The organism is Pseudomonas sp. Fl4BN1 (assembly GCF_009908285.1).
Lineage (GTDB): Bacteria > Pseudomonadota > Gammaproteobacteria > Pseudomonadales > Pseudomonadaceae > Aquipseudomonas.
This window is the reverse complement of the sequence record NZ_JAAARM010000007.1, coordinates 218,635-231,062: the sequence shown is the minus strand read 5'-3', so window position 1 is coordinate 231,062 and position 12,428 is coordinate 218,635. Positions and strand designations below refer to the sequence as shown.

The window sequence follows — 12,428 nt, the reverse complement described above, 5'->3', positions numbered from 1 at the left end:
GACCGGTGCCGTTGTTGCGATTCACCGCGACTGTGCGCTGAACCCTCGTTTTCCTCACCCGTAGGAGCTGGCTTGCCAGCGAAGAGGCTGCCGGCCTTGCAGACGCCTTCGCCGGCAAGCCGGCTCCTACGGTAATGCCGGGGTGGCGGGTTCTCTGGTCTGGACGCTGCTCCTGGGAACGTTGGCGAGAATCAGCTCGGCGGCCTTCTCGGCGATCATCAAGGTGGGTGAACAGGTATTGCCAGAGGTAATGCGCGGCATGATCGAGGCATCGGCAATCCGCAGCCCGGGAATGCCGTGCACCCGCAGTTGCGCGTCGACCACGGCATTGGCATCGGTGCCCATGCGGCAGGTGCCCACCGGATGGAAGATGGTGGTGCCGATGCGCGCAGCAGCTTCGTGCAATTGCTCATCACTTTGCAGCTCGGGCCCGGGCAGGTATTCGCTGGGTTTGAACGGCTGCAGGGCCGGGGCGCCGACGATGCGCCGGGTCAGGCGGATGGCATCGGCGGCGACCCGCAGGTCTTCCGGATGGCTGAGGTAGTTGGGCTGGATCAGCGGGGCATCCCCTGGCTCCACGGAGCGAATCTCGACCCGGCCACGGCTCTGTGGGCGCAGGTCGCAGACCGAAGCGGTGAAGGCCGGGAAGCTGTGCAGCGGCTCGCCGAAACGCTCCAGGGACAGCGGCTGCACGTGGTATTCGAGGTTGGCGCGGGTTTGCTCCGGGCCCGAGCGGGCGAAGGCGCCCAGCTGGCTCGGGGCCATGGACAGCGGCCCGCTGCGGTCGTACAGGTAGCGCAGGCCCATGCCCATCTTGCCCCACAGGCTGCCGGCAATCTGGTTCAGGGTACGGGCGTTTTCCAGCTTGTAGATCAGCCGCAACTGCAGGTGATCCTGAAGGTTGCCGCCGACCCCGGGCAGGGCGTGGCTGACGCCAATGCCCAAGCGTTGCAGGAGTGGGCTGGGGCCGATGCCGGAGCGTTGCAGAATGCTCGGCGTGCCGATGGCGCCGGCGCAGAGAATGATCTCCCTACGGGCCTTGAAGTTCTGCAGGCGCCCCTGGCAGTGGGCTCGGACCGCCACCGCACGACCGTCCTCGAGGATCAGCCGCTGCACCTCGATATCGGTCAGCACGGTGAGGTTGGGCCGCTGGGCAATCGGTTTGAGAAAGGCCTTGGCGGCGTTCCAGCGCACCCCGGCCTTCTGGTTGACCTGGAAGTAGCCGCAGCCCTCGTTGTCGCCGCCGTTGAAGTCATCGGTGTTGGCAATACCGCTCTGCTCGGCGGCTGCACGGAAGGCGTCGAGGATCGGCCACGACAGGCGCTGGCGCTCGACCCGCCACTCGCCCTTGGCGCCGTGCAGTTCGCTGTCCCCGGCAAAATGGTTCTCGCTCTGCTTGAACAGCGGCAACACCTCATTCCAGCTCCAGCCCGGGTTGCCCTCGGCGGCCCAGCCATCGTAGTCGGCGGCCTGGCCGCGCATGTAGATCATGCCGTTGATCGACGAGCAGCCCCCCAGCACCTTGCCTCGCGGGTAGCTCAGGCTGCGGCCTTGCAGGCCGGGCTCGGCCTCGGTCTTGAAGCACCAGTCGGTACGCGGGTTACCGATGCAGAACAGATAGCCGACGGGAATGTGGATCCAGGGGTAGTTGTCGCGACCACCAGCTTCCAGCAGCAGCACCCGGTGCTGGGGATTGGCGGACAGCCGATTGGCCAACAGGCAGCCGGCGGGACCGGCGCCAACCACGATGTAGTCGTAGGCGTCAAAGGCAGGAAGCATCCGTGACCTCGTTTCTTATGGTTATTGCGCTTCATCCTAGTTGTTAGCTTTCGTTAAAAGAATGTTAGTTTTTACCCACCCGCTGTGCGTTTTCGAACAGCGTTGACCTGCGGCATCGACAAGGAATTTCTATGTTCGACTGGAATGACCTGCGGTTTTTCCTGGAACTGCAACGCAGTGGCCGGCTGCTGACCGCGGCGCGGCGGCTGAACACCACCCACGCCACGGTGGCCCGGCATATCGAGGCGGTGGAAAAGGCCCTGGGCACTGCGTTGTTTGTCCAGCATGCCCAGGGCTACGAGCTGACCCCGGCGGGGGAGGCGCTGCTCAAGCATGCCGAGGCGATGGAAAACGTCGCCTTGCTGGTGCAGGAGGAAATCACCCAATCCAGCGCGCCCCTGGGCAAAATCCGCGTCGGCGTCACCGAGGGCCTGGGGGTGAAGTTCCTCGCCAGTCGCATGTACGGCCTGTTCGAGCGTTATCCGGGGCTGGAAGTGGAACTGGTGGCGGTGCCGCGCTTTGTCAGCATCCTCAACCGCGAGGCGGAAATCAGCATTCACCTGGAGCGCCCCAGTGCCGACATGCTGGTGACCCGCAAACTCACCGACTACTGCCTGGCCCTGTACGCCAGCCCGGCCTACCTGGACCGTGCGCCGCCGCTGCGCAGCCGCGAGGACCTGGGCCGGCATGCCTGGATCGGCTACGTCGACGACCTGCTGTTCAGCCAGGAACTGATGTTCCTCAACAGCTTCTGCCGCAATCCCCAGGTGGTGTTCCACAGCACCAGCGTGATCGCCCAGCAAGAGGCGGCGCGCTCCGGCCTGGGGATCGCCGTGCTGCCGTGCTACATGGCGGCCGGTGATCCGCAGCTGGTGCCGTTGTTGCCGGCCGAGAGCATCCAGCGCGCCTACTGGATCAGCACCCGCCGCGAGCTGCACAAGTCGGTGCGGCTGCGGGTGGTCTGGGATTATCTGGTGGAGTTGTGCGCGGCGCAGCAGGAAGTGCTGTTGGGGCCAGGACCTGTCCAGGCATAGCGCAGGTCAGAGAACCGGCCCGCAATGGGCCGAGTTGCGGATCAGCTCCCCAGCCTGGATATCGACAAAGCGCGAGCCATAGGATTGCGGGTTCAACGGCCCACCGTCGCGGCCCATGCCGAGCCCGCCGGCACTGCGGGTTTCGCCATCCTGCAGCAATGGGTCCAGGCATGCCCGCCAGTCCACCAGTCGCAGGCTCACGGCCTGGCGTCGATCCCATTCACCGGCCAGCAAGGGGCTGGAGCGATGCCACAGGTACTTGCTGAAGAGCAAGGCATCGCCGGGCTCGAAGGCCTCTTCGATGCGCTGCTGCTCGAAGCAATCGGTGAGCACCCCGGGGGTGGCGTAGGTCTGGCGCAGCAGGGCGGAGAACTCGTCGACCGATTCGCCCCGGGCGAGCTTGGCTGCCAGCAGGCGCGAGAACTGGAAGTTCTCCTGGGCCGAGAACAGTGACAACGGCACCCAGGCCATGCCGCCGCCCTGGCCTTCAGGGCGGACCGGCTGCAGCGGCAGCCACAAGCTGAAGGCCGGGTCCTGGGGGCGGATGTAGCGAAAGTTCAGCGAGTCGTAGTGCCAGGCAAAGCCCGTGCGGCCGACCCCCAGCTCGAAACTCTGGGCCTCGCTCATGATCAGCCGGCAGTCGGTGAGAAAACTCAGGGCCTGGGCGAACGCCGGTTGCCGATAGAGGCGTTCGAGAATGCCGGTCTGTCCCAGGCGGTGAGTCAACCGGCTGAAACCGTCGCCAGGGGCCGAGGTTACCGGGGGCGTGGTACGCAGTTGGCTGTCGGCCAGCTCGCGCAATTGTTCGATGGCGCTGGGTGTCAGCAACTGGCGCAGGGTGATGTATCCGCGCTCCTTGAACTGCCACCGAGCGTCCTGGTCCAGGCGCATCGGGTTGACCAGGGCAGGGGAGGTGTCAGGCAGGATCGATGGCAGGTTCACGGGGGCATTCCATTACCAGGCATTGAGAGCCTTCAGTATGGGCAGTGGTGGCTCGGGCGCCAGGCTGGATTCGACCTTGGCCAGCGTGTTTGCGACACCTGCAGGGCCATCGCCGCCGTCACCTCGATCGTGGCCGGGGCCGTGTGGCTCATGCGGGCCATCAACATCATCACCGCTGACATCCTTTTCGCTGGTGCATCCCTCGTCATCTGCCGGATGGTTCCTTGTGGTCGCTGATGGTCGGAGCCACCACCGCTCCTATCAACGGCCAGATGGACGAACACCTAGCCGCCGTTCTCGGTACCCCGCCGCAACCACCCCAACCCTCCCGAGAGGTTGGCGTGAAAAGACAAAAAATCGTCATCAAATGAAGCCGCTTTGGCCCAGGGCCGTTGCTAGATTGGCAGCCGTTGCCGTGCATCCCACCCATAACAATCAATAACAAAGGTGCCCATCGTGAGAGCTACTGCTGAAACAGACGGTCATTCGCGCGACGCCAGTCATCGCTGGTTGCTGATAACCATCACCCTGTGTGCGTCGGTGCTGCCGGCGACCTTTCTCTGGGCTCCGGCCCTCTCCATGGAGCTGGCGGCGAAGATCGGCCTGACGCCGACCCAGATCGGCGCCATGTTTTCCCTGGAACTGATCTGTAGCAGCCTCGCCACGCTGCCGGCGTTCTTCTGGCTCAGGTCCGCGCACTGGCAGCGCTGGGCATTGCTGTTCATGGGTTTGTATATCGGCGGCAACCTGCTGTCGGCATTCCTCCTGGAGCGGCATTTCAGCGTTTTTCTCCTGGCTCGGGGCCTGACCGCTCTGGCCGCCGGATCGCTGCTGATTCTCTGTACTCGCAGTGTGGCGCGCCTGGCAGACCGGGGGCGGGCGTTTGGTTCGATCATCTTCAGCCAGTTGATCCTCGGTACCGTGGGCATGGCGATCCTGCCCCTGGCGTTCCGCCACGTTGGTCCTGGGGCGTGCTTCGCGCTCCAGGCCCTGCTGATGCTGGGTTGCCTGGCGCTGTATCGGCATTTCGCCCATGAGTGTCCGGCGCCGGCCCCTGGTGTCGGACCGGCTCGGTCGAGCTTTTCCCGCCCCGGCCTGCTGGGGGTGGCCTCGATCTTCCTGCTGTACATCTGCCTGGGGGGCATCTGGACCTTTATCAGTGCCTTACAGGCACCTACTGCGATGGACCGCGAGCTGCTGGACCAGTTGCTGACCCTGTCCAGCGCCATGGGCATTCTCGGCGCCGGCGCCGCCACGCTCCTGGGGCGCGACCAGTACCGCGGGCTGTGCCTGCTGCTGGGGTTCGCCGCGCTGATCCTGGCCTTGCTGGTCATGGCGACAGTGCCTCAAGTGGGCGCGGCCTTTGTCGCGGTGCTGGTGTTCAAGTTCGCCTGGACCCTGCTGGTGCCGTTCATGCTCACGGTGATCAGCCTGCACGACCGCCAGGGCGGGCTGATCAACCTGACCAACCTGGTGCTCGGGCTGGGCCTCGCCAGCGGCCCGGCGCTCTGCGGCTATCTGCTGGAAACCTTCCATTACCAGGCGATGTTCACCTTCGGTGCGGTAGTCGCCTTGCTTGCCGCCGTGGCCATCAACCTCTCGCACTTCCATCTGCAACAGAAGAGTCCATTGCATGAACCCTGAACAACCGTTGTCCAAGGGCGCCAGCGCCTTTCTGTTTGACGAACGCTGCCTGTGGTTTCACTCCGGCCAGGCCTCGGCCCTGGCGGCTCCGGTAGGCGGCTGGGTACAGCCGCTGGCCAGTGGCTCGGGAGTGGCTTCGGCGGACTGCCTGCGGCGCTTGAAATCGCTGATGGACGCCAGCGGCCTGAGCGCACAGCTGCGTATTCAGTCGGCGCGCCCGGCGTCGCTGATGGAGATGGCCCGGGTGCATGACCGGCAGTATCTGGAGCGTTTCCAGCACATGAGTGCAAACGGCGGCGGTGAGTTGGGGTTGGCGGCGCCATTCGGCCCAGGTGGCTTCGAGCTGGCGGCGCTGTCCGCCGGGCTGGCCCGCGAGGCGGTGAGTGGGGTGATGGGCGGTGAGTATCAGCGAGCCTATGCCGCCTGCATTCCCGCCGGACACCACGCCCTGCGCGACCAGGCCATGGGTTCGACCCTGCTGGCCAACTCGGCGATTGCCGTGGAGCACGCAATTGTCGAGTTGGGTGCCCGGCGGGTGGCCATCGTCGATTGGGATGTGCACCACGGCAACGGCACTCAGTCGCTGTTCTATGAGCGCGATGATGTGTTCACCGTGTCCTTGCACCAGGAGAACTGCTTCCCCCCGGGGTCTGGCGGCGCCGATGAGCGTGGCAGCGGCGAGGGGCTGGGCGCCAACCTGAACATTGCGCTGCTGCCGGGCTGCGGCCATGCGCAGTACCTGCATGCCATGGAGCAGTTGGTGGTGCCGGCGCTGCTGCGATTCGCCCCGGACCTGCTGGTGATCGGCAGTGGCTACGACGCCAGTACCTACGACGTGCTCGGCCACATGCAACTGCACAGCGGCACCTTCCGCGAGATGACTCGGTTGATGGTGGAGGTGGCCGAACGCCTGGGGCACGGCCGCCTGGTGATGATCCACGAAGGCGGCTACTCGGATGTCTACGTGCCGTTTTGCGCCATCGCGGCCATCGAGGCCTTGACCGGGCTGAGTACCGACGTACGCGACCCCTTTATCGATTTCATCCAGCAGCAGTGCCTGCCGGAGGATTTCGACTGCCTGCACCGACAACGGGTGCGGCTCCAGGCACAACAGCTGGGGCTGACGCCTTTTTCCTGAGTTCAACCGCCAACGAAGGGCCTGACTATGAGTGTCTCCAACAATAACAATCGATTCTCAGTCCAGTGTTCAACCCTTTTGCCTTGCTGCGCCCTTTGGCTGGCCTGTGCCCTCCCTGAGCTCGGCCAGGCGGCCGAGCCCCCGGTTCAGGTCACAGCGTCCAGACCGCCGAGCCTTGGCGAGCAGCTTGATGCCCAAGGTGTTTCCCTGCATGGCTATGGCGGTTGGTACAGCCTGTACAACACCTACGGCGTGGGCCGTCGGCAGGACCAGAACAACCTGTTCTTCCTGTTGGCGGCCGATCTGGACCTGGACAAGCTGCTGGGCATTGGCAACGCTCGGCTGCACGTCAAGCAGAGCTACGCGCCGGTGGCCAGCAATGTCGACTACGGTCCTGCGCTGGGGGATATCTATGGTGCGGTGGCACCCTTCGTGCCGAAGAAGGCGCGGCTGGTGCAGCTCTCCTACGAGCAGGGCTGGTTGGACGACGCGCTGAAGATCGAACTGGGTCGGACCAACCCGGCCACCTCGTTCATGCAGCCGGCCTGTGCCTTTGTGTTCACCTGCTTCAACCCGCTGACCCTGATGAACGGCTCGGTCTATGCCTATCCGTTTTCCTACTGGAGCGCCGCCGGACGCTACAACTTCGACAGCAACCGTTTTGTCCAGGTCGGAGGCTGGCTGCTCAACGCGCAGATTCCTTTTCAATCCGGCTGGAACTGGAGCGAAGAACATCACGACGGCAAGTTTTTCCTGGCCCAGATGGGCTCCCAGACACGCTTCGGCGAGGTGGCCTATCCCAGCCGCTACGAGCTGACTTTCTATCGCACCACCAAGCAGCAGGCCAACCCCAGCCGCACCGTTGCCGGCACTTCCAGCGTGCTGGACCCGACCCGCCCGGCTCGGATCGAGGATCATGCCGACGGCATCCTTTTCAACTGGCAGAAGACGGTTTACCGCGCCGATGGCGGCAGTCGCCGGTTCGACACCAACCCCCGCAGCCTGACCCTGGAAGGCGGCCTCAGTTCATCCCTGACTTCGGGCGTCAGCGGCGGCGTGGATGCCTTCGGGTTCATTGGGGTCAACGCCTTGAACCTGGTCCCCGAACGGCCCCAGGACAGCCTGGGCGTGCGGCTGAGCTGGTTTCGCGTGAGCAAGGACTACCAAGCGTTCCTCAAGGACGCCGGGCGACTTTCCGGCAGTGCCTATGAACAGCCCCGGGACAGCTTCGTCGGTGAGCTCAACGGTCATTTTGCCCTGAGCCCGGGGGTTTCCCTGGACCCCTTCATCAACTACGTGATGCAACCCAGTCGCTACCAGAACCCCTTTGCCGAGGAGCAGCCAGCCAGCGGCTGGCTGTTCGGCCTGGGGATCAACTTCGCCCTCGACCCGCTGCTGGGCTGGCGGCATTGATCGATAAGGAGAGACATGATGAACCTTGTGGAGACCGAGGACCTGATCCTCTGCAACTGGCAGGAGGCTACGCTGGATGGGCCTCTGGAGCAGCAGTTCGAAGCATTGCTGGAGGGCATGCAAGATGCCTTGCGCCCTTACGGCGTGCCATTTTCGGCCATGCTCAAGCACAGCATCGCGATACGCAATGCGGTGGTTGATCCTCTGGCGGCGATCCAGGCTTTTCACCGCCAGTGCCACGCGCTGGCGCCGCAATTGCAGACAGAGCCCAGTGTCGGGACGATTTTTCGGCTGCCGCGCTTCGCCCGGGAGGCCACCCTGGTGGCGGTCGAGGCGGTGTTTGCCAAGCACCCCGAGGGCATTCGTCGGGTGTTGTTCGATGACATGCCCATGGATGTGGCCCGGGCCCTGGAGTATCGCGGCCAGCTGTTCCTTACCGGTTTCGAGGCCTTGGAACTGGCGCAGGTGACGCAGGGTTTCACCGCAGACAATCTACGTGTCCGCGACAGCCTGGAGGAACAGGTGGAGGTGGTGCTGGACAAGATTCAGCACAGCCTTCGGGCCTTGGGCACTGACTGTTCGGCCCTCAGCCGCCTGACCCTGTATCTGCGCGATGACCAAGACCCGGAGCAGGCGCGGCGGGTGGTGGTCGCTGCCGCCCTGCGACGGGCGAGCCGCGGCCTGGCGGCTGATTTCCAGCTGTTTGTGCTGCGTGGGCACGGCATGGTTCTCGATCGTTTCAAGATCGAGATCGACGGCTTGGCCCTCGCGGCCGATGCCTCGCGCCCTGGCTGGATCAGCCTGTGCTGCGGACACGGCGGGGTATTGGAACTGGCCACGGTGGAGGAGGCCGCCACCGCGCTGGCCGAGCGCCTGGCGGCTTATCCGCCACAGGCGCCACGAGCCTTGCAGATACTGCTCAAGAGTACACACGGCAATCTCTGCGCGCAGACGATTGAGCACCTGCTGGCGGCCTTCGAAGCACGGTTGCGCCAGCTTCTCGGTCGACGCGCCCCGGCGCAGTTGTCCCCGGCCCTGCTATGCGTCAAGGCCCTGCTCGAACCTGAAGCGGCACTCGAGCTGGATGCCAGCCTGTTCATTCAATGAAGGAGTAGCAGCATGTCATTCGATACTCATACACGGGCTTGCGATGTGGCCGAAGCCTTCGACTTGCGGGGCCAGACCTACCTGATCACCGGCGGCACCTCGGGGCTGGGCAAGGAAAGTGCCCGCTGCCTGGCCAGCCGCGGTGCGCGGGTGGTGCTGCTGGGCAGTTCCTCCGAGCGCGGGGCCATGGCGCTGGAGGAGTTGCAGGCCGCCACCGGCAGCCAGTCGATCCACTTCGAGGCGGTTCAATTCGACTCCCTGCGGGACGTCGATCGAGTGGCCGGGACATTGCGCCAGCAGTTGTCGCGGATCGACGGCATCATTGCCTGCGCGGGCATCATGGCCACCGATTTCGGTCTGACCGAAGATGGCCTGGAGCGCCAGTTCGGCATCAATCACATCGCCCATCATCGGCTGATCACCGAGCTGCTGTCGTTGCTGCGCCAGGCCCCCGGCGCGCGGGTGGTGATGCTCACCTCCGGCGCTCACCGGCTGGCCGGGATCGACTTTACCGACCCGAACTTCGAGCGTCGTATCTACGACCGCTGGACCGCCTACGGCCAGTCGAAATCGGCCAACGTGTTGTTCGCGGTAGGCCTTGACCGGCTGCTGGCTGCAGAGGGCATTCGTGCCCTGGCCGTAGCCCCCGGGGTAGTGGCCGGAACCAACCTGCACAATCACCTGACCGACGCGGATTTCGTGCCATTGCTGGAGCGCCAGCCCGGGCTGCGCAACCTGACCCGGCGCAAGACCACCGAGGAAGGTGCCGCGAGCATTCTCTGGGCACTGTTGCATCCTGAACTGGAAGGCTGCGGCGGCTACTACCTGGAGGACTGTCGGGTGGCGCTGAGCAATGCCGACCCACTGGACCACCTGGGAGTGATGCCACGGGTGCGCGACAGCGACCAAGCCCAGCAGTTGTGGGCCCTGAGTGAACGGATCATCAAGGCCGCACTTGCCAGCCGCCAGCAGGAGCAACAGGTATGAACCAGGTTGAGCAATATGTGCCGGGGTTTGACGATTTTGCCGCGCAACTGCGCCACAACCGCCTGCCGGACACCGACCGTTTGCGCGGGCGGATTTTCACCCTCGGCTTTCCCGGCTGCAGTGGGCAAGTGAGTTTTGCAGAGCATGGCAGCGTCCACTGGCAGGGCCTGCCGCTGGAACCGGCGCTCGCTGAGGGCTCGGCGCCGGCCAAGGTGGTGCAAGCCTGCGTCGAGCTGTACTTCATCGACCTGGCGCTGCCCCCCTCAAGTCGACAGAGCGCGGTGCTGATCCTTGATCTGCGCCTGGGCCATGGGGTACTGCTGCACGCTTGGCTGGACACCGGGCGCAAGGCGCAGGGGCAAGCCTCGAACTTTGCTCAGGCCCTGCATCTGGCGACCCTCGATGGCGCAGCCGGCGAAGCGTTGCCCCAGGCCACCGACGAGTTGATCGGCAAGCGCGTGCTGAACATCTACAGTCAGCAGACGGCGGTGGAACATGTCTACCTCAACAGCCGTTGGTACGCCTATCACATCCATGGCGGAGTGCGGCACGGTGATTGCGATTGCGATGAGGCCAGCTACTTCAAGCTGCGGGACCAGTTGTACCTGGTGACCTTTCGCGAGAAAGCGGTGGATGTAGCGATCATCTTTGTCCTCGACACCCAGGCTTGGCGCAATACCGGCATCGCCATTGGCGAAGTGGATGCCGCCAGCGGCTGGTTCAGCGTGCCCATTGGCGCGCGCGTGCAACTGCTCAGCGAAACCCGTTATCCACAAGGATTTATCCCTCTCTAGGGGAGGGTCACTAGAACAGGAACTGCCTGCGATAACGCAGTGGCGACAACCCTGTCCAGCGTTTGAAGGCCTTGGAAAAGGCTGCGCTGTCGGCGTAGCCCAGGCTGTCGGCGAGGTTGTCGATGCGGGTTCCGGGTTGGCGCATGCGCTCCAGCGCCAGGGCGTGCCGGACCTGCTCCAGGAGGTCGGAAAACACTACCTGTTCTTGCGCCAGCCTGCGTTGCACGCTACGTGGTGACAGGTACAGGCGGCTGGCCACCAACTCCAGGGAAGGCGCTTGCTCGCCCATGTGCTGTTCCAGCAGACGCCGGACCTTGTCATGGAAGCTGCTGGCACCCTGGTCCGTGCAGAGTGCATGGATGTGCTCGCGGAAAAAGCTCAGCACATCTTCGCTGCAGCCCTGCAGGGCACAGGCATGGCTCAGCCAATGAGCGGCAAAGACAATGCAGTTGCTTTCAGCAGCGTCCACCAGCGGGCTGTCCAGCAGCCGGGCCAGGGCCAGGCGGTCGGTTTCGTCCAGGGCGTGGCACAGGCGGATTTCCTGCGGACGCCAGTGCTCGCCCAGGCGCAATTGCAGTATCCGGATCAGCATGCACAGGCTGAACTCCACGTCCTGGCGGTTATCCGTGCCAGGGCAGCGTGGTAGCTGGTAGGAGATGTACACCCGGTCGTGGTCGATGCGCAGTTGGGTTTGGGTCCCTCCTTGCAGGGCGCTGGTGCTGCGGTTGAGCTCCAGTAGTGCGTCATGCAGTGTCTGGCCGCTGAGAAACAGCTCGCGCAACGGCGAGAGCAGCGACGAACGACTGTTCAGGCCAAGCCGCGCACCCAGCTGCGGATCTCCCAGCTCGGCGGCGACGTCTTCAAAGAATGCCAGGTAGTGGCCCAGGGTAATGCTCTCGTTCGGTTTGAGCCGTTGCCAATCGGCATGCCGTACTTGGCAGCGCAGGGGCAACATTGCCTGGCGGTCCTGCAGGTGCTCGAGCAAGGGTCCGAGTTTGAGGCGGCGTACATAGGCGCCGGCGAGGCTTGATGCAGAGAGGGCCGTCATGGATTTCTTATTATTTTTCAAGGTAAGTGCCCCATTTACAGCCACTGTCCGCCGACCATACTAGACGAGCGGAAAACCTCCAGCAATGCACGTTATTAATATGTTATCGATCGTCTGCAAGCCTAGGTTTTACGCCATGCCTGCCTCCCTGCGCAGCTCGGTAACAGGCGGTGCGGTCGGTATCGCTCAGCCACCTGTTCAGTCGCGCTCGACGGTCGTCGCGAGTGGCTGGCTGGCGATCTTTCGGGGGCTCGGCAACGCCACCATGGCCAACAAACTGGTCCCAGTAACATCGCCAGACCAAAACCATTGCTCATGGCGGCACTGTAAAGCTCGCCGAACAACGGGTTGTCCAGAGGCAGGCGTTGATCACCCACTGCAGGCCGGCGAGGTCAGTGTCCAGCGCCTGTTGCAGGGTCGGCATGGCGACATTGACGATGCTGATCTCCAGTGACGCTAGGAAGTCCTCAGGTAGGCAGCGGCCACCAGGGCCGGACGGCGATAAGGTTGCATCAAGCGACTCCCTCGCAAGGTTGGAAAAG

General features: G+C 64.1%; 10 protein-coding genes and 1 pseudogene. 7 read left to right on the top strand and 4 right to left on the bottom strand.

What is annotated here, in order from left to right:
* Window positions 1–126: 126 nt before the first annotated feature.
* Complete coding sequence (locus tag GV818_RS10895) at window positions 127–1,779, bottom strand: GMC family oxidoreductase (protein ID WP_161776548.1); 1,653 nt, start codon at window positions 1,777–1,779, stop codon at window positions 127–129.
* A gap of 131 nt (window positions 1,780–1,910) precedes the next feature.
* Here GV818_RS10895 and GV818_RS10890 point away from each other — a divergent pair, with 131 nt between their 5' ends.
* Window positions 1,911–2,813: a LysR family transcriptional regulator gene (locus tag GV818_RS10890; protein WP_161758102.1), complete on the top strand. Its 903-nt coding sequence runs from the start codon at window positions 1,911–1,913 to the stop codon at window positions 2,811–2,813.
* 6 nt (window positions 2,814–2,819) lie between these two features.
* On the opposite strand, the gene GV818_RS10885 is transcribed toward GV818_RS10890, so the two are convergent.
* Window positions 2,820–3,755, bottom strand: coding sequence for a phytanoyl-CoA dioxygenase family protein (locus GV818_RS10885; protein WP_161776547.1), 936 nt, complete (start codon window positions 3,753–3,755; stop codon window positions 2,820–2,822).
* 456 nt (window positions 3,756–4,211) lie between these two features.
* On the opposite strand from GV818_RS10885, the gene GV818_RS10880 reads away from it, so the two are divergent.
* The 6 genes from GV818_RS10880 to GV818_RS10855 all read left to right on the top strand — a co-directional run bounded on the left by GV818_RS10880 (window position 4,212) and on the right by GV818_RS10855 (window position 10,838).
* Window positions 4,212–5,399 (top strand): MFS transporter, encoded by a 1,188-nt coding sequence (locus GV818_RS10880; protein WP_161776546.1) that lies wholly within the window; start codon window positions 4,212–4,214, stop codon window positions 5,397–5,399.
* On the top strand, window positions 5,389–6,537 hold the full coding sequence (locus tag GV818_RS10875) for a class II histone deacetylase (RefSeq protein ID WP_161776545.1): 1,149 nt from the start codon (window positions 5,389–5,391) through the stop codon (window positions 6,535–6,537). The genes GV818_RS10880 and GV818_RS10875 overlap by 11 nt, the downstream gene beginning before the upstream one ends.
* 78 nt (window positions 6,538–6,615) lie before the next feature.
* A complete protein-coding gene (locus tag GV818_RS10870; RefSeq protein WP_161776544.1) occupies window positions 6,616–7,950 on the top strand; it encodes a carbohydrate porin in 1,335 nt (444 codons plus the stop codon).
* Between the two features lie 18 nt (window positions 7,951–7,968).
* On the top strand, window positions 7,969–9,057 hold the full coding sequence (locus GV818_RS10865) for a RidA family protein (RefSeq protein ID WP_161776543.1): 1,089 nt from the start codon (window positions 7,969–7,971) through the stop codon (window positions 9,055–9,057).
* 12 nt (window positions 9,058–9,069) lie between these two features.
* Entirely contained in the window at window positions 9,070–10,044 is a 975-nt protein-coding gene (locus GV818_RS10860; protein WP_161776542.1) for an SDR family NAD(P)-dependent oxidoreductase, read from the top strand.
* Window positions 10,041–10,838: a MoaF C-terminal domain-containing protein gene (locus tag GV818_RS10855; protein WP_161776541.1), complete on the top strand. Its 798-nt coding sequence runs from the start codon at window positions 10,041–10,043 to the stop codon at window positions 10,836–10,838. Before GV818_RS10860 ends, GV818_RS10855 begins: the two co-directional genes overlap by 4 nt.
* A gap of 10 nt (window positions 10,839–10,848) precedes the next feature.
* On the opposite strand, the gene GV818_RS10850 is transcribed toward GV818_RS10855, so the two are convergent.
* Both GV818_RS10850 and GV818_RS34405 read right to left on the bottom strand, forming a co-directional pair.
* Complete coding sequence (locus GV818_RS10850; protein ID WP_161776540.1) at window positions 10,849–11,886, bottom strand: AraC family transcriptional regulator; 1,038 nt, start codon at window positions 11,884–11,886, stop codon at window positions 10,849–10,851.
* Window positions 11,887–12,247: 361 nt separating this feature from the next.
* Window positions 12,248–12,399, bottom strand: a pseudogene (locus tag GV818_RS34405) (MFS transporter); the annotation flags it as partial.
* Window positions 12,400–12,428: the final 29 nt, after the last annotated feature.